Below are 21,970 nucleotides of genomic sequence, written 5' to 3' on the forward strand. Positions count from 1 at the left end.
TTAGAACGAGAAAATAGGATATGATTTAACAGATTTTCTTCCCATAAAACAACGATAATACTGTTGAATATATGCGAAAATATCACTTTTCCTGACTATCAGTGAATCGTAATATACTCGATAGTAATCAGCACAACGTTCATATTTCAAAGAATATTCTCGTTTATTAAGAACAAAATCTTTCTCCGAAAACTGCTTACGATTAAATGCTAATAAAGTTGCATGGTCTATTATACAACGGAAAGGTTCCATTAAATCACAGACCAAAGATTTGCGCTTAAACCAAAGACGATGATACACACCTACATAAAGATCAAACCCATACATACGCACGAAACACTCTATAAAATTAAACAAAATGGTATAGCCTATATCCAAAGCAACATTAAGAACATCAGTTTTCATCCTTGCATGCCTACCGTGCCAGCCATAGTTTTGAAAATAGGCTGCAAAGAATGTTCTTGCAATTGCCCCTTCCAACCCCATAAGTTGGTTATAATCATCAATATCAGAAAGAGTATCAAGAGCAGCAGCACACTGCCTGATGGCTTCTGCCGTCAGTTCATCTTTTCTACGAGTCTTTTGTAAAACTAAACTTTGATTTTGTATCTTATTGCGAACAATTTGTAAAGCTAAAGCCAAATCTGTATCTTTTTGTTCGTGTTGACGTTGCCGAAGCAAATAATTCGCTTCTGCTGAATCCGACCAATAAAAAACTGGACGAAGATTTGGCTTCATAACTACCAAAGCTACTCCATACTTTTTGCATTTATCAATCAATGGAGTTGTCACTGTGATGTGACCAATAATGAAAAGAGCCAACAACTTTTGGAAGGGAAACTTAGTCAAGGTCTTTTTCTTATCACCTTCAATTTCCTCTAGCATCAGTTCTCCGCTATTTACTCGAAGACTTCGGTCGTGCTCAATACAATTGACCACGAATATGGTTCGCATTTCTATGTCTTTATGTGTAAACATTATCCGTATTCGTTTTATCGCAAAGATTGCAATAAATGCAATGGATGCACTTATTTGGATTTACCAGTATCGTAGTAGAAGCAGGATTATAACGTTTGAACTGTTCTATGAATCCTATCAATTCCTGTTTACCAAGCTCTCCCGGCAAGTCAACCGGAATCATTTTATTGGTAGATATTTCATAGAAAGCAAGCTGTTCAACTTCATATCCCATTTCCTTCAAGCAGAAGTATTGTCCCCACAGCTGATAAATCTGACCACGAAAGATGCGTTTGAGATTGTTCTTACGTTCTATCAACAAACGCTTGTCCTGTTTATAGACATCAATCTTGCCAGATATGCCTAACTCATCGCAATAAACCGGGAGCGCCATAATATCACTCTTTCGAGTACTCCCTTTCTTTTCATCCACGCCTTGGTGCGCTAGAGTACCTTTGGTCTGTGGAGCGGCTTTATATAAATCTCCGTCCGACTCCATATACACACAATGCAAGTATATGGAGTACGGACAGAAGATAAAGTCATTCAACGTTGAAAGCTGAATATAATCATCCATTCTTATATGGCTTTTGTTGTGCAAAATTGAGCCAAGCCTTATTGGATATATCAAACTTGACGTTATTCAAATCCTCTGCATTCTTGATTTGCTCAATCAGCATCAGTCCCTTGCGAGCGATGTTGTAAGCACCATTAGCATCCGCATTCTCCGGAAGTTGATCACCACAAGAACGGCTATCGTAGAATATTCCATTCTCATCAGCAACTGGAGAAAGGATATAATCTTCGTCAGTACCAGCCTTACTATTACGCAATTGTAGCAGCAATTTCATAAACTGCATCAAAGGTTCGAGATACTTCTGGCTTTTACCTTCCAAATTACAGATTGCATCTTTTAGATTCTCATGAATATCAATACCTGCTTCTCCAAGTATTCTTTTGAATTCTTCGGTAAGCGCTACTACCTCTGAATCCCAATTATATTGTTTTGCAGAATTTTTAAATGAACGCAAACGCATACCATAAGTACAGAGCGTCCACTTAGTACGTGTACCATGCGCCTTCTGAGTGAATTTATCGTAATCAAATTCAAACTCAAACCAATCTTTCTCCTCGTTGTAACGAATCTCGTCAAATTTACTAAAGAACTCCTGCGCCTCAACTGCATTCGTATATTTCGTATTAAAGAGATTGACAAAACCTGTTGCAGGATCTATTTTGCTAGTATTCCATGCAGGAATATAGAAAAGACACCCATTCTGATGCTCACTTTTCTTGAAATTTTTAAATTCAGAAGTAAGCTGAAGTGCATGCAACAAACCTCCCGTTTCATTGGCACCTTTATGCTTGTCAACATAAAAATTCAACTTGTCAATTAGCATTCTTTCGAATTGTTCATATACGTTACGCTCGATTTTTTGTCTGCCTCTGATAAAACCTGGATTTAAATCTTCAAGTACAACAATTGCATTGTATTCTACCATCATTTTACTAATGATATGTACTACCTGACTTAAATAACCTCGTTTTAAATCTTTGATATTCGCTATCTTCTTCCAATTGCGGCGAGCTTCTTTATTTTCTCCTTCTCGTTCTGTCAGCAAACCTTTATAATCAGTTTCCTTTGCATTATGATCATCCTTGAGAATATTGAGAGACTTCTGCATGACAATATTTCCCTTCAGATCTATTAAAGACAGATAAAGTAAATTACGTTCACCACGATCTATGCCAATAATATTCTTTATACCTCCATTACTAATTATTTCACGAACTTTAGAATTTACATCAATTTTATTGTTATTTGGTTGCGAATAATTCAAATTCATAGACAACTTAAAAAGGTACTTATCTACCGTAAAACGTTTATTCTTCACTATCTCATAGCCAAAAATACTCTTTTTCTTGTCATTAAGCTTGTTCTTATTAGCAACAAACTCATTAGCTTTATGTCTTGCCGTTGTTTCTGCCAAACCTTTAGTTTGGTGACGAAAGAATACCATTCCACTTCCGATATCAAAAACACTCTGTGTCATCCCCAGAAGAGCTTTGAGATACATTGAATGAAGATTCTCTGTTCCTCGACCTTTTCTTAACCCTTTAGAAGCTGTTGCTGCATAAGAAAGATCCTTGTTACTCATCTTAAAAAGAAACAAAGGTTTATTCTCTCTCTTGTTAGCTTCTTCTATTGCTGCAGTGACAATAGGGAAATAGCCGAATGACTTGGACGGTAAATTCATTATTTCATCAATCAATTCGTCAATACCCAATTCTTTTTGAGTAGCTAACTCTATTGCCGCAGGTACACGAATCGAAGAAGTCAATGTCGCAAGAATATGCTGCTTCATAATCTTGTAAGCATCAACAACCTTATCATCATTCATCAAAATTTGATAAAATCCTGCATAATCCAGTTTTAGGCGCTTGAGATATTTTGGCACATTCTCTTTATCTTTAGGAACCACTTCCTTTTCAAATTGGAACTTAACTGCAGCATTTTTAAATGCAGAAAGCAAATTCATCGAATCCAGTCCATAATCTCCAACATAACTATTTCCGAGTAAAGTTTTTGATTTCAGCTGATAATAATCTAATCTCTCGTACATGCCATCATCATAACTGATGGCAGCATCACGACGAAACAGTTTTGTATCAGCAGAAATACCCAAATAGAAATCGTATTCACCAATTTCATTCTTCTTTCTAAAGATATACCCTCCATATTGAGTACCATTATCGGATTTAGTTCTGCTGTCAACCCATCCAGATAACAACTTGCCATTATTCTCAAAACATAGCTTTATTTTCTCAGGGTTATATATCTTACGAGAGAGCCAATTGCGTACTTTATCATAAAGCGGTGTAATGATGTCGAGTTCATCCCATACTTTACGAAGTTTTGCATCAAACTCATTGTCTTTATCAGCTTCATCACCATGACCTAATAAAGGCTTGATAAAGCGTTGTAACCCCTTATAGGCTTCGAGCAACTTTTGGATAAGCTCAACATCTGAGTCTGACTGGGCTATTTCGCCATGTTCCCCAAAGAAAAGATGTGATATAGCACAATAAGCACCATCAATACGCTTAAAGAAATCATCTTTTTCTTTTCCTTCTTCACGACAATAAGCTCCCAACTGCTTATAATATTCATTAATAGTAAAATGCCCTTTCGCATCGACTAACCGATTAAGATAAGCAATAGAAAAACTACCCACCTTTTTATACAATTTATCTATACGTTCATCATACAAATCAGGAGCTTCTCTTTGCTTCTTTGTTGCAGGATAATCCCTTTGTAGTTGGTCTTTGATTGCCAAAGTATAAGTATCATAACATCCAAATATTTTCTGTGAAATGGAAGTCAATCCGGAATCATTTGCAATGTAAATATGTTCAAGATCATAATGCTCTATATTGAGCAATAAGTTGCGAAGACTTTCATCATTATCACCTACTAAAACTTCTCTCAAAGATTCGTAAGCAGCTTTGATGGCAGTCAGCATCTCTTCATCACTTTCAAAACGTTCAGGTAACCATGACGGAGTAACTCTATCACTCAAGATCATTTTATATAATGGTTTGAGCAATGGAACACGAACTGTTTTGTGCTGTTGCTTATAAAGATTTACAGCTTTATTGACTGCCCCTACAATATAGTTATAGTTGCCTATCTTTTTCTGAGTCAATGTATTATTAAAAAAGTCAATCTGAAAAAACTCAGTCAGACGCTTTCCTTCAAGAGTATCAGTAAATTCTGTCTCTATACTAGAAAAGTACTCATTTACTCCTATCCCAGAAATTGCATTAAAGGATGCTATATTATCAAGAAACATCGGCAAATTCTCATGAATAAGTCGATAAGCTATCGTACCGGATTTGGCATCGCCTGAATATAAATTTTTACGATTGTCATTAAACGCATCAAAGTAAGTGGTAAATTTGCTAAATTTGTTCACCACACTCTTCTCTTCCTCACTTACAAAAGCAGGAAGATACTCCTTAATAAGATTTTTCTTGAATAAATTAGTAAATAAAGAATTCTTTCTGAAAGCTTCAGTTATCTGATTACGCATTTTGGTCTTGATTTTGTCAAAATCCTCAGCATCTCTATTAGAGTTTTCTGCCAATGACACATATTTCTCCAAATCATCTTTTTTGATTTTAACACAGTTAAGACACTTATCGATAAAATCCTTATGATAACGATCAATAATATCCTTTACTATTTTGTAATCTTCGGCACGCTGATCATCCTGCTCAATAAGCTTTTTAGCTTCAATGAGCTCTTGCGTCTTACCCACTGGCTTTAATTCTACCCCAATAGTCTTAGTTAAAGAATACAAGCCTGTTAGTTCTTTAATTTCTTTCATATAATTCTCTTTTAAAATGTTCACTAACTAATTACTACTACGAAAAAACAAAATTGAATTTCCGATTTTCCGGTAGGAGTTATTATTATGTACCTCTCATTTTTTCCAGCAAGTTCATCCTTGCTTTATCAGCAATCTCTTTCGCCTCCTGATAGCACCCATCAATTTCTTCATAGGTGTATGCATTCCGAGCCTCAGCGATGCTTTCGGTTGCAACCTCTTCGAACATATCGAAGACAATTTGCTCATTATTTTTTTCCTTCATATCTAACACTATTAAGAATTAGTATTTCCTTGTTCGAGTATCACCCAAACACCGGTTTTATCACTTCCTTCGTGTCTTATGATACCTGCTTTTTGCATTAACGCCAAATCTCTTTCTATAGTTCTTACTGTCACCGACAATGTTTCAGACATTTGCTTAGCTGTCACCATAGGATTTGACTTAATAACAGACACCATAATAGTCTGTCGCTCTGTTAGTTTCACATCGGATGTTTCTCTTGAATTTACACCGACATTTACACCGACATTTACACCGACATCCCCGCCACGCTCTGCGATAACTTCGTCTATCGTCTTGCGCTGAATTATCGCCATCACACCACCTCCATTTTCTTCTATCGTTGGCAATGGCAAGCTGGCACGTTCAAACTCCTCGGCAATCTTCTTGAAACCACGTCCCCATGACTCCTTATATTCTATATTTTGACTTTCATTCTGCATATTCTATTCCTCCATACTTTTGATGATTGAGTTGACTCTCTTCTCCCTTCCCAATGTCTCAGGAAATGCATAGTGGCCATTACCTATTTCTCGAGGATTAGGCTCTATATGCTCGGCATACCATGCCCGTTTATACTCGGTGGTAATAATGCCGTAATCTCTGGTGGCGATGATGGAAGCGGCGAGAGATGCGCCATACAGTTCCTTGATGTCAATCATCTCCTCCAGCGTTATCTTCTCACGCTTCTTGGAACCCAACTCTTCAATAAGCTCCAATTTAGGAAGAAGAAAGAAACTGGCAAAGAGATCACAACGCTTCTCCAGCCTCAGCGGACTATCTTCTGGGAAGAGGAGAAGCAGATGGGCCAGTTCATGTACTGCCGTGAAGCGAAGTTTCTCTACGCTACTCTTTTCCGGATTGAAATCGAGAATCATCAACGGATGCTTCTTATCTGCCCAGGTGCTCATTCCGAAGACATACTCTGGAAGATTAGCAGCAAGTATCATGATACCTTTTCTTTCCAGAAGTCTCAGGATACTGGCAATGGGTCCATCACCACAATGCCATTTTTCACGAAGAAGACTGGATGCCTGGATGGCATCTTCCAGCGTTGATATCTTGGTACCTTTTAGCGGATTCTTGAACTGGGTAGGAAAACCCGCTTCTTTCTCCTTGGCTAGATACTGCTCTGCCCAAAACGAGAGTTTTGCTTCAAGGGCTTGCAACTCGTCTTCGGACAACTTACCATTGGAGGTGGTGCGAAGCATAGGCATGTCTATCTTGAGATTGGTTCCTTCGAAATATTCCTCGCTGATATTGAGGGCTTTGGCTATGGCTTGCAGGGCATCACGCTTAGGGCGCATGATGCCTTTCTCATATCGGGAGATGCTCTGCTTGGTGATGGCTCCGTTGGTCCGCTCTACGAGTTTATCCATACTGAGTCCCATCATCAGGCGAGCTTCCCGCAATCTTATAGAAAATGAGTTATTAGTCATATTTATTAGTCCTTTGATTTGTTGACAAATATAAAAAGAATATCTGAAATTGTCACTAAACAACATAGAAATTTAACATAAAAAAGCACTTGAATACAAGAAGATTTAAGAAAAAATCCGTGTCATCCATGTGAGATTAAAATTTCCGTGATTTCTGTGCGACATTAAAAAATCCGTGTTCTCCGTGTGATCCGTGGATAAAAGATTTCCGTGATTTCTGTGATTTCGACATCATCCAGACATGATATGATGCCTTCATCAAAGAGGAGTTGGACAAAAGAGGGCTTCCGTGAAATAATGGATTGAATTGATGCCAAAATCCGTCGTTCTGTAAATATATCAAACTTACATTATGTTTCATTTGTAAAGTTACAATACCCACATTGTACAAAATGACAATATTGAGGGTTCTTGTAAGGCTTTACATGATTTTTATGGTTTGACCTGTGGTTGAGCCTATAAAGATGGGCTGTTGGGCTTATGGTAGGGTGTTTAGGGGTGGACTCTGGATTCTCTCCGTCGGTTATTTGGGGAACAACAAGGCGTTATAAGCCCGTGGAGGGAGTTTAGGCATGGTTGGGCCATAGGATCCGTCGGGATAGACGAAATGGCTTTATTCGCCGAGAAAATGCTCAGTGTGGGACAGGAAGTGCAGGGTCCCACCTCGGCAGGTTTGAGGTAAAAGGCATTTTTCTGGTTTGTGGTTGCTGAAGGGTACTTTGCCAGCCATAAGCCAGCCATGACGATGGCTACTCGTCGAGTTTTCGATAGTTTCTCGACCGACATTCGTTGCTCTTTCGTTCGTTTTTCGCTTGTTCCTCGTTCGGTTCTCGATCGGTCTTCGATAGACTAACGAATAACGAACGAGAGACGAACGAGAGACGAACGAGGACCTAACGAGAAGTTAACGGGAACCGAACGAGAAGCGATCGGGAAACCGTGGTCTTTCTGTCGGGACCAGATGGTGTGTTGAATTACTTGTTTTGTAAACATAAGCAGCTTTTTAGTTGTTAAATTATTTATTTGATTTTTTGGTTTAAAGTTTTTTTTCTTGTTTTGGAAATCATCCTCGACTTGAAACACAAAGATACAACATGGCCCCCCCGAAATGCAAGAGTTTTGGCAGTTTTGATTCAATATTTAATATTATTTAACTTTATTATAGATATTTTTATTTCCGACTTCGCATAGTTTTTCATAATTCTCTCCTGACAATATAAGCCAAGCGCATATCAAAGCAAATAAATCAAAGACGAAAATGCACTCGAACACCTTCCTCAGAGCGTTTCTTTAACTTTAATCTTTTCCGTGTTCTCCGTGTGTTCCGTGGATAATAAATTTCTGTGATTTGCCTTTGGCTTATTCTGACGCGACTCAACAGAGCAAAACCGAACTTTCACTCTGTCTTCGCTGCTCCAGAATATCTGTGTGATATTAAAAAGGAAGGAAACTTGCAAATAAAAATCCGTGTCATCCATGTAATCCGTGGGACATTTTCGGAGCCCAACGCAAAAATATGGTTTATGGAAACTGTTATACTGTTATATTGTAACGCTTGGATGATTTTTTGCTTTTCCCAAACTGTCAACTGTCAACTGTAACGCTTTAGATTGCAATTCCAATCATACAATTCATTTCCACATCATTGGTATTCCCCTTTCTGTTCCTTGTACCTCCAATCATTGTCCGCCAATTTTGGGACTTAGTGCGGAGTTAGTTATGACTTACTTATGAGGCAACCATGAAACAGGGGGATGAAAAAGGGGAACAGATACTGTTTCACTTGTTTTCATATTCCGGAGCATACCCGTTCAGCTTTCCGGAGTTGCAGTCAGCAGCTATGTCATGAATACAGATCAATGTCATTCCAAAACTATCCGTAGTCAATATCATCATTCACAAGCGTTACAGTTGACAGTTGACAGTTTTCTGAAACGATTTTTTATGGGGTTGCTTCGCAAGAAATCTTTGGGGGAAATCTTGTTTAAGATGTTGCCTACGGCAAGAAATATTTTAGGAAGATAGCAATCTTAAATAGATTTCTGGACCGTTTAGGTCCTTAGATTTTACATGAAGATTTCCTCCAAGATTTCTTGCCGGCAGGCAACTAAAATATAATCTTTAACGAAAATGCAGTCTGAAGTCTGAAGTCTGAGGGAGTGGTCTTTATCATCCTACGAAAATCTTAAGAAAAATCTTTAACCAGAATCTTTCCGTGTGCTCCGTGTGATCCGTGGATAAAAAATTTCTATGTGTCCTTTTCCGGAGCACCAACGTTTCCGTGTCATCCGAATGTCACGGGATCAGGTCATTGACATCATGACTTACAATTCTTACAGCTTACAGTATTACAGTTTTTCGGAAAGGAAAAATAGGTTTCACGAGGACTGGTTTCTGTTTTTGGGGACAAAGCCAATTCACACCAGGCGTTACAGTTTGACAGTTTTGGAAAATAGATTTTTTTAGTTGCCTACGGCAAGATGTTTTGGAGTAGCGAAGACAGAGTGAGAGCTCGCTTTCACTATGCTGAGTCACGACAAAACAAACCATAGGTAAATCTTTGGAGGAAATCTTGTTTAAGAAGTTGCTTCGCAAGAAATATTTTAGAGAGATAGAGGATGTCATTGGACAACGCCAATTCACATCAAGCGTTACAGTTTGACAGTTGACAGTTTGTGGAAAGACACGGATGAACATGGATCTTTTTAAAGTCACACGGAAATCATGTAAAACAGGGGAGAGATACTGTTTCAGGGGTCTGTTTCACTCTTCGCGGTATTGCCTTGACGCTTCCTCCATGTCGTCCACCAATGGCATTAACATACGCACGATTTTATCATCTATAATATAATAAGGTGTAGAATCTTAAGTTCTTCTGTTGTCATAATATATCTGTTATTTGGGCATAAAATTACAAAACAAATGGTAAATTTCAGCAAGCTAAGCGTACAAATATGTCGCAGTACCGAAATTTACTATCTGTTTGCCGATATTTATTTTGCTAATTTAATGATTATCAGTAACTTTGCATCAGATAAAGAAAACAATAACATTTTTTAAAAAATACGACTATGGCAAACAAATATTCAGGCACACAGACAGAAAAGAACCTCGCTGCTGCTTTTGCAGGCGAATCACAGGCTCGCAATAAATATACATATTTCGCATCACGTGCAAAAAAGGACGGATTTGAGCAGATAGCTTCTATCTTCCAGCAAACTGCCGACAACGAGAAGGAACATGCCAAGATGTGGTTTAAGGAGCTTAGTGGCATTGGCACTACAGCTGAGAATCTTGCAGCTGCTGCTGAAGGCGAGAACTATGAATGGACAGATATGTACGAAAACTTTGCCAAGACTGCCGAAGAGGAAGGCTTCAATAAATTGGCACAAAAGTTCCGCCTTGTAGCTGCTATTGAGAAGCGTCACGAAGAGCGTTATCGTGCACTACTGCGCAACGTAGAAGCTCAGGAAGTGTTCAAGAAGAGTGAGGTTAAGGTATGGGAATGCCGCAACTGCGGACATATTGTAGTAGGAACCGAAGCTCCAGAGATATGCCCTACATGCTCACATCCAAAGGCTTACTTTGAGGTACATGTAGATAATTTCTAAATATAAACCACTAAAAAAACAACGAACTATGAAGAAGTATGTTTGCGACGTATGCGGTTGGGTATACGACCCAGCTGTAGGAGTACCAGAGGCTGGAATACCAGCAGGTACACCATTTGAGGATCTTCCCGATGATTTCGAGTGTCCGCTTTGCTCAGTAGGAAAGGACGAGTTCTCTCCTATAGACGACTAAGTTAATAAAAACACATCTACAACCCATAATGCTTCAAACGTGTTATGGGTTGTTTTTCCGTATAATAAAAAATACATCTTACAATGCAGGACTTTGCAGCAATAGATTTCGAAACAGCCAACAACGAGCGCAGTTCGGTATGCTCTGTAGGCATAGTTATAGTTCGTGGTGGCAAGATAGTGGACAAGTTCTACTCACTGATAAAGCCTGAGCCTGATTATTACAACTATTGGTGTAGTAAGGTTCATGGCCTTTGTGCTTCTGATACCGACAATGCTCCTATATTCCCTGAAGTATGGAACCAGATAGAACCCAGGATAGCTGGCCTTCCGCTCATAGCCCACAACAAAGCCTTTGACGAAAGTTGCCTAAAAGCCGTATTTCGTGTCTATCAAATGGAATATCCCGATTACGAGTTCTACTGCACCTGCATGGCATCACGCCGAGTATGGCCAAAAGGACATCACAACCTCGATGTTATTGCTGCACGTTGCGGATACGATTTTACCAAGCACCATCATGCTTTGGCGGATGCAGAGGCATGCGCAGCAATTGCATTGCAAATACTATAACATTATTATCTGGCCGCAAGAACCAAGTATATTACCTTATGAACCATTAGATACCGCGGAGGACAGGTCAATGCCATCCCCACAAGCTATCCGTATCATCAGTTCCAAGCGTTACAGTATTACAGTTTTTGAAAACGATTTTTTTTTGCGTTACAAGCGTTACGTTACAATATTACAGTTTTGAAAAACGATTTTTTGCGTCAAGAGTGAAACGGGAACCTGTTCTCCTGTTTTTACGGCAATGATAGCATCAAGAGAATAATATGTCGTTGTATAGTTCTTGCCATCAGCGGCAGTTGTTTCCATTTTGGAAATAACTGAATCCGCAACAAGTTCACCCTCTTCAAAGATGTTCTTTAGGTGCTTGCTGATTGCCGGTACGTCAACGCCAAATAGTTGTGCCATAGTCTTTTGTGTACGCCAAAGCGTTTCATCCGACACTTCGTACTTGTAGCTCTGACACTATTGCATTGAGCAAGCTCTACTTTTTTGTAGTTGAACCGCAAGTTGCGAAGAATGCAACAAGCCCGACTAACGCAAATATGTTTATGAATTGTTTCATAAGAGGATATCCGATGCTTGACATCTTTCCCACATAGTATTATATTTCCATTTGTCATACAGGTAAGCAAAGACAAAGGATAGTACGGCAATAACTGCCAAAACTATTTTGTTACTTTTAATATTTATAATATTTAATCCGTATAATTTAATTCTTTTAGTCGTAGTCGGGAAGGCTCATCTAAATGCGTGCAACCACTAAAAGTTTCAACTTCTATCTTCGTTACAGAGTTCGGAATGGTGACGCTTTGAAGAGATTCGCAACCACTAAAAGCTTTATCTCCTATGCTCGTTACAGAGTTCGGAATGGTGATGCTTTGAAGAGAATCGCACTGTGCAAAAGCGTAATCTCCTATGCTTGTGACTGAGTTCGGAATTATATAATTGACGCAATCTTTTATTCTACTAACAATAGCTGTCTTATCCTTATTGAACAAGCAAACATCATCATTTTGGAAATATGTTGAGTTACAAATGAAAAAACACATATTGCAACCACGAAAAGCGTTATTTCCGATATTTCTTACAGAGTTTGGAATGGTGATGCTTTGCAGAGATTTGCACAGAATAAAAGCTCCATCTCCTATGCTTGTTACAGAGTTCGGAATGGTGATGCTTTGCAGAGAAGAGCAACCGTCAAAAGCGTAATTTCCTATCTTCGTTACAGAGTTCGGAATAGTGACGCTTTGAAGAGATTCGCACGAGCTGAAAGCTCCATCTCCTATGCTTATTACAGAGTTCGGAATGGTGACGCTTTGCAGAGATTCGCACAAATAAAAAGCTTCATCTCCTATGCCTGTGACTGAGTTCGGAATGGTGACGCTTTGCAGAGATTCGCACAAATAAAAAGCATCACCTCCTATGCCTGTGACTGAGTTCGGAATGGTGACGCTTTGCAGAGATTCGCATTCACTAAAAGCACCATCGCAAATAACTTCTGTTCCTTCTCTTACAGCATATTCTTTCTCGCAGAATGATAAAGAAGCCTTTAATAGCTTTTTCCCATCGCGACTATACTTAACTCCATACCCATCTATAATAGCATACTTAAAATCCTCTTCCGTTGTTTCTGTAGAAAGAACTTCTTCAATTGGCTTTTCTACCTTATTAAGCAAAAACAAGCGGAAAGAAACAGCTGATAGTTCTTGCTGTGAGTGCGCCAAGAGGAACAAAGCATATAATTTCGAAAATTCCGCATCATTCAAAAGAGCACATAGTGATTTCATCATCAGACATTCACCGATGTCCTGGAAATCAGATTCTGAAAACAGAAGTGAATCAGTTTTCGCATTATTCTGCAACAAAGAGGTGTCTAAAGCTATTGCTTTCAGAGACATACCAATAAGCGCCAATGGAAAATCATCGATATGTTCATTGAAACAATCTTCTGTACGCAATGGATGGCGATAGTCAGGACTGCCCAATTCTCGCGCCTTTTGTCCTTGCATAGCGGGCACGTACATACCATCATAGTCAACCAGTACTAATGCCCCATCTTCAGTAACTAAGATATTATCGGGCTTAAGGTCTCCATGAGCAAATGGTTGTGACATCAGCCAGGCAGCCATTCTACAAAACTGATATGTGATAAGCTGCAAAGCATATTTATCGGATATGTGTTGATGAACATACTTATCAAGCGTAACTCCTTCTACCCAGTCCATGAGTAAAACAGGAAATTCAGTATCAGAAGAAACTGTAGAATCAACAAACAATTCTTTTTGGAAGTACTTGATGGAGCACAAATAGTTTGATGACACATATTCCAATTCATCTGTTATCTGCTGATATGCAATATTACGTCCCTCTTGCTCTTTCAAAAAGCACTTCACTGCATATAGTTTCCCAGAGCATTCATCTTTCATCTTGAATACCACAGCAAAGTTACCGCTGGACATCACTATCTCACCAGCTTCATCGTAAACAGGACGAAGATTGGTAAGCTCATTAAAATTGTCTTCTGCATTCTTAATGGCATCTATATATTCTGAAATCAGAGGATAGTTCATAATTATAATGTTTTGAAAAAAGACGCAGTTCATTATATGCCCATTTGCGATCGGCTTTGCCGGAAGAAAGGAATGCCAAAAGGATTTTCTTCTGGTCATTCCAGTCAAGATAAGCAAAACGTCGTTGAATCTCGGAACGTGCATCAACTACTTTGCCCTTCTCACGATTGACAAACCTTTTAATCAGTTTTGCTATAGGACGATTGCGCATACAATTACGGTTTACTGTTTAATGAATGAAATGCAAAGCAGCAAGAATAATGATACCGGCAATAATAATCCAACGATTGATGTTAATTGCTTTAGTCGTAGCTTCGGAAGAAGTCGCTAATTCATTTTGCAAATTCTTAATCTCGTTATTTATATTATCAGTGGCTCTTTTAATTGTGTTGCATGAAGTCTGTATGCCATTAACTGTATTGGTAACGGCATCTACTTTTGTTTCAATGGATTTTATCGTAGGAGTAGTATCTTCGATTATGTTTTTCAACTCCTGATTCCATTGATTCAACTTCTCAGTAATGCTGTCAGCATATTCCTTAATCTTGGAAGGAAGGCCATCAACCTTTTGTTTGATTGATGCAATAGCGACATCTTGACCCTTTTGAGAATCCTTCAAATCCTTGGAAATGGCAGAAAGAGACTCTTTAATGGTTTGAATCTCTTTTGTGGTAGTTTTTATCTCCTCACGAAGGGCATTAAGTTCTTTAACCCTTTCTGCCAACAAGTTATTCTGCTCAGTAAATTTCAGTAAAGAAGCATCGACTGAAGAAGTGAATTTGGAAGTAATAGACTCGCAAGCAGAAGTCATTTTATCCACTGATATCTGCAATTCTTCTGATATTCCAACCTGTGCTCCTTCTAATTGTTTCTCCCATTCTTTGATTTCCTTAACAAAGGAATTGATGGAAGCGACATAACCAGCAACGGCATTTTGCAATTCTTCACTTGCTTGAACAGTGGTTTCAACTTGTTTTCTTGCAGAATCAAGTTGCTTTAGGTTCTGTTCTAACCTTTCCAAAGTAGCGTTAATATCGTATGCCATTTTGATATAATTATTTTAGATATTTCTTTGTTATTTCATTTAATTTATCCTCATGGACAAAAAGTGTTATCGTCTTCTTACCATCGTCAACCAAGTTCTGCTTGATAAACTTGTCATCTTTACGAACTTTGGTTTTAAGATAAGATGTAAATGTGTCAATGTCACTCCAGACCTGCTTATTATCTCTGTTATATAAAGTCATAAAGCCTTCAATATAATTGTTATAAGCATTATTTTTCAGCTTCTGGTTATTTCCTGCACCTAAGAAAGTAATGCAATAAGCAAGCAAAAGTTGCAAAGCAGCATTATCAGGATGTGCTCTCAGACAAAGTAAGGTCGCGCCATACAGATGTTTGACATTATCCACTTCACTGCCAGAGTTATCATTAACAGGGTCAATGATTTCAATATACTTCTTAACGACATCGAATCCATCTTTTCCCTCTATATCTGTATCATCCTTCAGGGAATAAGGTTTTCCGTTGACTTCATAGCCTGTTCGTGCATACTTAGAGTTGAAGTATAAATGAATAAACTCTTTCAGCCATTCGTCGTTACCATTTGCTTGACGTTCAATGATACTGTCCTCACATGCTATACACATGTCCTCGATGGCACGATAACGCTTCTTTTCGAGGTATTCATACACAAAGGCAGTTAAATAACCCAAGCAACGGTCTAAATAATTGCGCCCTGGCTGTTTGTCAATTTCATCCACCTTCTTCTGTGCTTGCTCCAAAGAGTAATACTTACGGAAGAAATTCAACATATACTGTTTGAACTCTTCATCAGTGCGTTTGTGGATTTTAAGTTCGTATGTTTGTGACAGATAATCAATGGTCACATCATCAACAAGCCCTATGCAGCACATTCTGTATATGGCTTTATCTGTATCGTCTTTATCTCTTTTCTTACAGAAAGCCATTCGTATTCTCTTATAGATGCTTTCATTTGCATGATTGCGAAGCCATCTGGTATCACCAGAGCATCTGGCTATCTTAGCGATTAACTCATTGAAATCGCCAATCTTTTTCAAATCCAACTTACCATATCTGTCCTCATTGATGTTTTGCCATCCCTGTTCCTTTGATATAGCAAGGATCTCATTTTTGATTGAAGCTTCAAAGCCTTCAGGATCTTGTTGAACATTATTTTCCCAAGAAACGACAATACTGGCATTACCGTCTTCGTCGGCATGTTCCATTGCCTTATATATACCTTCTGTTATGTTGTCTTCTCCCTCCAATGGGCGCATAAGTGCTTTAGCAGAATAATCTTCATATGATTGGAGTATCTGAATCAAACAATTAGATATATACGAACATAACATATAATCAAATCCCAGATAATTATATGTTGGGCGCAGGGTGTCGAGGAAGATATAACCGTATTGTCTGTTATTATCTTCTTCCGAAATGATTTTAACTGCATTTTTTCTTGTATCTATCTTTAAGCATACATCCTCGTTTCCTGTTTCGTCTCTCAACTTTGCCTGAATCTCTGTTAGAAGCGTAGGCTTAGCATTGATAATCCTATCTGTGAGTTCAACAAGAATGACCTTCTCTTTGAATAGACCACGGAAAGAATTATTATGGAACCACAAGTTAATGTCCTTGTCTATGTTCTCCAGGAATCCCTGCTTTCTGATAATATCAAGAATCTTATCTGTCTGTTCTTTGGTACAGTTATTATATTTGCACAATGCAGGAATATCGTCTGCAAGAACAAATCTATTGATATACCGTTCAAGCCATGTTGGGTCTTCCTCTCCCATCAAATACCGAATATCATTTATTTTATCTATAGTAAATTCAATGAATTCAGTTGGATCATATAACACATAAGATATGGCATGCTTCTTATCACGACCACCACGACCTGCCTCCTGAACATAACTTTCTATGGATGAAGGGTGATTGATATGAATTGTGTATCTGATATTTGGCTTATCTATACCCATACCGAAAGCTTTAGTGGCCACCATCAGATTTTGGTCATTTTCATTAAATGACTTCATATCACCAGAAGGCTTGTCACCACCAACAAACGTACCCATAGACAAATCCCGCTCATGCTCTCGCAATTCAGTGGAGATACCTTTCCTGGTTCCCCAGACATTATCTTCTACGCCGAAAGTTCCATGCGCATGGGGACAGAATACTATACCGGCATTATTATAGTGTTGTTCACTATCTGTCGAATAGAAATCATCAGCAGAAAAGTCCTCTATATGAGCAACCCTTGATTTCTCAGTCTCATGCTGATTGACTTGCACTATGTCAGAAGGAATTTCATGCAGTAGCTCATACATCTTATTCTTCTTTGCTGTTGCTACAACATCTTTAAGTTCCCAATCTGATTTTGCTTTAAGCAAGAATTGCTCATTAGGCTCTCTCAATTCATCAAAATTAGAAAAGACCTCAATAATACGGTATGTTAGTTCTGGACGTGAATCAGACTCAGGACGTACTATTGTTTCACTGTCAATAGTAAGGTTTCCACCAAGAGTTAATTCACGCTCAATATCAGCAAGAACATCAAATGATGCAGTAGCCGTCAAACCAATAATAGACAATGGACGACCTGATTTTGTTTTCATGAAATTTATCATGTTTCGTCCAAGGTGGAGATAAGAAGTACGGAAATCATGCCCCCATTCAGATACACAATGAACCTCATCGATAATTCCATAAGAGAAATAGACATGATTCTTCTCGGTCATGGTAAGCAAACTTGAACGGAAGTTCTCCATCATAAATCTTTCCGGAGAAAGGAACATGAACAAGACAGAACCATTTTGCATAAGATTCAGTTTTTTAGCCTTCTTTTTGGCATCCATTCCACTGTTAACACATTCACAAGCATCGATTCGTGCTTCACGCAACCCCCGAACCTGGTCAACCATAAGTGAAACGAGAGGATCAACTATTATTGAAACACCTGGTTGTAAAATGCAAGATAACTGATATGTCAAAGACTTACCGCCACCAGTAGGAAGTAATCCGATAGTAGTCTTATCAGCCAAAGCATGGCTAAGAATAGGCAACTGACCAGGACGGAATGAAGGCTTTCGGAAAATATCTCGCAGGAAATATGTTAGGACATCTTCCCTTTTCTTTATATTTACATAAGACCCTGTACCATCCTTTGTAACCAACGGAGGATATTGTATATTGTCTGCAGCGCAGATTGTGCGTTCACGTTTCTTGTAATGAGAGGAACGGATAAGATAGACTGTATCTGCATCGACATTCAAAGGCAGGGCGTCAATGTTGTCTCTAAGCAACATTGATATATCCAAGCAAAGGTCAAAATGTCCTTCTGGCATTTGAGTAACAACATGGTTTCCCAAATGCAATGGAGATTGTTTGAACTCTTCTGTTGATATAATCTGAAGCTTTATTTCCGGCAGTTTATCTGATGAACCTGCTAATTCACAAAAATACTTATATTTCTCAGAAAGGTCTTTTATAGCCAAGGCAGAACATGGAATGTCACGTTCAACAATGGCAATATTCCAAACATCACTATCGAGACTAAGAGCACCAGACATCATCGCCTCCACTAACATTCGTTCAACTCGTGCAATAGCCATTGGTGCAAGAACTATTTGCAAAGTGTTCAACCAATTTCCAGACAGTGTCTTGTTATAATTAGCCTTTATTATCTTTAAGTAGTCAACTGAAGCAGCGTCATTTTCCCAATTTTGCATGAACGCCATATTTTTCAGTTGTTCAATACGATATGTGTCCCAGCCTCCATTGAGAGCCATTCGGTCACGTCGCTCATCGTTAATTCGACGGAATATATTAGAATGATAACGCAGACCGTCCATTTCAAGAATGAAGCCGGTTCTTGCATCACCATAAGGAATCTCTAATGCGAAATCTACTCGTTGGTCTTTGCTGAATTTTCTATCTGGAATATCTACAATTGATGAAAGATTACGTTGTGGCTCAAAAACTTGAATCAGATATTCACTTTGAGAACCTTCCAAGTATTTTTCAATAAAATCTTTCTCAAAGGAGCTGTCAAGCATATCTCCATTATAGAAATCTACATTGAAACGAGGATCTATAATATGCAGGGCTTCATAAATTTCCTGCACCAAAACTTTATGATTGGACTTATAATCAAGTATTGCCCCTTCCTTTGGCTTGGTTGAAATATGGAATAACTCTGCAAAAGTATTCTCTAATAACAATGGAGCCTTTGTTGGCAAACCTCTTGATATGATATTCGCCAAGACTGCAAGTTTGGAGTCTGTGTTTGAATTATAAGCAAGAGGTATATTTGATTTGACATCGAAAGCTGAAAGAGAACGATAAAGTCCTTCTGCATTATCTGCCTTATCTGATTTACTATATTCCTCTGCGACTGCATCAAGTACAAATCCTGCAAAGAACTGTTCTTTCTTATGCGAATCTTCAATACGTTTACGAATATTCTCAACAGTCTCAATATGGCCGAAATGTTTGAAGAATATACGCATTGAAATTGTCCAGTCACCCTGCCATGTACCACGCTCCTTGTTCATCGTGGCATACATAATGTCAGGTGATGTAGCAGCTACAAATTCATCAACACGTCTGTTGTTACTATAATATGGACCGACGCACACAAAATAGTTATCACTTCCGAATAGCTGTTGGAACAAGTGAATGAATCGTGCAAGGTCAAAGGCTTCTACATCGAGTATATTACTGAAAAGATGTACTTTTCTTATATTCGATTTTTTGAAATCTTCCGGACTCAAAGAGTCAAAATCCTTAGTAATGGACTTTACAGAATATTCAGAACTGAAACTTTCTATAATCTGTGTTGCCCTTTCGACAGCAGCAGTTGATGGTTCTACCAAGCAAAAATGCTTGATATTAGGTGATATATTCTTTGAATGGAGAAAATCCAATAAGCATACAGAGGCTGTTCCTTGACCACAACCCCAGTCGTAAATCTCCACTTCTTCAGAGAAGATTCCAGAAATATCAGGAATACTACTAAAAGTAGTTTCAAGCTTCGCTTTGTGCATTTTACCAAAGCTATGTAGATACATATTAAGATGGTCTTCATCATCCAATATGCCTTTTCCACGCTCTAAATCCTGGTACAACTTATTACGACTCGTTCGATCAGTAGGAAGAAGTGCCAATGCAGCATTTCTCATACCGACAAACGAGATATTCCCGTTTCTTCTGAATATATCTATAAAATTTGGCATAATTATTTTCCTGTTATTGTATCAGCATTTTTATTCTGCTGATGACGTTTCCAATTCTCCAGAGCTATTTGCTTAGTTGTATTTGCATAGCAGTATTCACATAAATGTGGACAAGTGTTATATTCACCAATGTCTTTTGCTGCCATACATCCACACAAGGCTCTTTGTCCAGGATCCTTCTTGTGAGCACTCAAGAAGAATTGATTGTGTGGCAGAATAATTGCGTCATCAGGTAATGATGGTGCATCATCAAACAATGACGGTGCCGGCATCTGCTGAATTTTAACCTTCATGAAATCCATAAGCACCTTATCGTCCCACGCCAAGCGAGTGATTAAATCCCCATCAATACACCTATTATGAGCTATTCCATATTTATCAATATCTATCTGCTCTCCGCAAGTGGCAAGCTGGAAATTCCAGTTTCTTTCGCTATTCATTTTTGATAATTTCATAGCGAACTCCTCCATTTGGGCAGTTTCCCACTCATGATATGGAATGCCATTCTTTTCAAGATTCAATTTAACCTTTTTGTAAAGCTTGATGTCAGCATATGAAAACACCAATTTCTCCGTATATCCTTTGAGCTGGTCACCAATCTTCTCAACTTTATGAATAAGGTCATCTATAGTAATGTCATCCGTAAGAATCATCGGGTCGAAACGCCAAACAACAGCGTTCGCACCAAGTTTATCAGATAACATTTTGAATGTCTCAATACGATTTGAAAGTGAAGGAACTTTCTCCAATCCTTCCTTTTCATAATCATTCAATGTGTATTGTATATAGCACCTGATATTTCTTTCTTTGAGATAATCAAGATATGGAAGAAGCGGACGAGGATTCTTTGACCAAAAAACGATAAAGCGAGTTTTGTCATACGACACATAGGACTTCACACCATTAAATGGGTTAGTCCATGCTGAGTAACCTTTCTTTAAGCGGTCAAAAAACCAATCGGCATAGAATGCAGGAATATCCGTACTTCTACTTGCCGAAACGATGATGGGAGCCTGCGCTTTCACAGGCTGCCCATCAACGATTATGTCTGTATGTTTCCAAGATGCCATATTACTAAAAATCTATATCTTCTTCTGTCAATACTTTCTTGCTAACCTTAATTCCTCAACACTATTATAAATTAAACTTTTTAAGTACCTGAGCAACAAAAAGCGGCCCAGGATTTTATCATGTCGAAGAATTCACTTATCTTAGTGTTGCAAAACAAACAAGAGAATTCAACGATAGACATGGCAAAGGTAAACATAAAATCTGAGAAACTTACTCCTTTTGGAGGAATATTTTCATGGTTCACGATTAATGGTTCACGGTTAAGGGTTCACGGTTAAGGGTTAAGGGTTAACGTTACAAGCGTTACGTTACAATATTACAGTTTTGAAAAAACATTTTTTTTTGCGTTACAAGCGTTACGTTACAATATTACAGTTTTGAAAAACAAAAATCTCACATGGCTTTTACTTTTGTCCATACAGGACGTGGTTGAGTATGCTGCATGATGTCCGCAGGGCGATGCCCTATATAGTAACCTTAAATATAGTAACGAAAAAAAGCACCTTGCTTCATTGCTGAAACAAGGTGCTTTGTAAAAGATGGCGGCCTCCTACTCTCCCGCATTGCATTGCAGTACCATCGGCGCAAGTGGGCTTAACTTCTCTGTTCGGAATGGGAAG

13 protein-coding genes, 1 rRNA gene and 1 pseudogene are annotated in these 21,970 nt (G+C 38.4%); 3 read left to right on the forward strand and 12 right to left on the reverse strand.

Annotated elements, in window-relative coordinates; all coding sequences use genetic code 11:
• The 6 genes from cas1 to CIK89_RS07800 form a co-directional block, all read right to left on the reverse strand.
• Positions 1–978, reverse strand: a complete 978-nt coding sequence (cas1, locus tag CIK89_RS07775) for a type V CRISPR-associated endonuclease Cas1 (RefSeq protein ID WP_094390814.1) — start codon at positions 976–978, stop codon at positions 1–3.
• Complete coding sequence (cas4, locus tag CIK89_RS07780) at positions 965–1,534, reverse strand: type V CRISPR-associated protein Cas4 (RefSeq protein WP_094390815.1); 570 nt, start codon at positions 1,532–1,534, stop codon at positions 965–967. Before cas4 ends, cas1 begins: the two co-directional genes overlap by 14 nt.
• Complete coding sequence (cas12a, locus tag CIK89_RS07785) at positions 1,527–5,348, reverse strand: type V CRISPR-associated protein Cas12a/Cpf1 (protein WP_094390816.1); 3,822 nt, start codon at positions 5,346–5,348, stop codon at positions 1,527–1,529. The genes cas4 and cas12a overlap by 8 nt, the downstream gene beginning before the upstream one ends.
• Before the next feature lie 85 nt (positions 5,349–5,433).
• Positions 5,434–5,613 (reverse strand): hypothetical protein, encoded by a 180-nt coding sequence (locus tag CIK89_RS07790; protein ID WP_094390817.1) that lies wholly within the window; start codon positions 5,611–5,613, stop codon positions 5,434–5,436.
• A gap of 11 nt (positions 5,614–5,624) precedes the next feature.
• Positions 5,625–6,074 (reverse strand): HTH domain-containing protein, encoded by a 450-nt coding sequence (locus CIK89_RS07795; RefSeq protein WP_094390818.1) that lies wholly within the window; start codon positions 6,072–6,074, stop codon positions 5,625–5,627.
• Between the two features lie 3 nt (positions 6,075–6,077).
• On the reverse strand, positions 6,078–7,070 hold the full coding sequence (locus CIK89_RS07800; RefSeq protein ID WP_158214870.1) for a helix-turn-helix domain-containing protein: 993 nt from the start codon (positions 7,068–7,070) through the stop codon (positions 6,078–6,080).
• A gap of 3,071 nt (positions 7,071–10,141) precedes the next feature.
• Between CIK89_RS07800 and rbr the strand changes: the two genes are divergently transcribed.
• From rbr to CIK89_RS07820, 3 genes are all read left to right on the forward strand, one after another.
• Positions 10,142–10,681, forward strand: a complete 540-nt coding sequence (rbr, locus tag CIK89_RS07810; RefSeq protein ID WP_094390821.1) for a rubrerythrin — start codon at positions 10,142–10,144, stop codon at positions 10,679–10,681.
• A 28-nt stretch (positions 10,682–10,709) separates the two neighbouring features.
• Positions 10,710–10,874, forward strand: a complete 165-nt coding sequence (locus CIK89_RS07815; protein ID WP_094390822.1) for a rubredoxin — start codon at positions 10,710–10,712, stop codon at positions 10,872–10,874.
• An 83-nt stretch (positions 10,875–10,957) separates the two neighbouring features.
• Positions 10,958–11,446, forward strand: a complete 489-nt coding sequence (locus CIK89_RS07820; protein WP_094390823.1) for a 3'-5' exonuclease — start codon at positions 10,958–10,960, stop codon at positions 11,444–11,446.
• Between the two features lie 234 nt (positions 11,447–11,680).
• On the opposite strand, the pseudogene CIK89_RS07825 reads toward CIK89_RS07820, so the two are convergent.
• From CIK89_RS07825 to rrf, 6 genes and pseudogenes are all read right to left on the reverse strand, one after another.
• Positions 11,681–11,878: pseudogene (locus tag CIK89_RS07825) on the reverse strand (cell filamentation protein Fic); the annotation flags it as partial.
• Positions 11,879–12,141: 263 nt separating this feature from the next.
• Entirely contained in the window at positions 12,142–14,016 is a 1,875-nt protein-coding gene (locus CIK89_RS07830) for a leucine-rich repeat protein (protein ID WP_158214998.1), read from the reverse strand.
• Between the two features lie 229 nt (positions 14,017–14,245).
• The gene (locus CIK89_RS07835) at positions 14,246–15,061 is read right to left on the reverse strand and encodes a hypothetical protein (protein ID WP_094390825.1); all 816 of its coding nucleotides are present in this window, start codon (positions 15,059–15,061) and stop codon (positions 14,246–14,248) included.
• 10 nt (positions 15,062–15,071) lie between these two features.
• Positions 15,072–20,279: a DEAD/DEAH box helicase gene (locus CIK89_RS07840; RefSeq protein ID WP_254046647.1), complete on the reverse strand. Its 5,208-nt coding sequence runs from the start codon at positions 20,277–20,279 to the stop codon at positions 15,072–15,074.
• Between the two features lie 2 nt (positions 20,280–20,281).
• Positions 20,282–21,349 carry a DUF1848 domain-containing protein gene (locus CIK89_RS07845; protein WP_094390826.1) on the reverse strand — a complete coding sequence of 356 codons (1,068 nt, stop codon included), beginning with the start codon at positions 21,347–21,349 and terminating at the stop codon, positions 20,282–20,284.
• 538 nt (positions 21,350–21,887) lie between these two features.
• Positions 21,888–21,970: ribosomal RNA gene (gene rrf, locus CIK89_RS07850) — 5S ribosomal RNA — on the reverse strand; the annotation flags it as partial.

Origin of the sequence: Prevotella sp. P4-119 (assembly GCF_002251345.1) — a bacterium.
Classification (GTDB): Bacteria; Bacteroidota; Bacteroidia; order Bacteroidales; family Bacteroidaceae; genus Prevotella.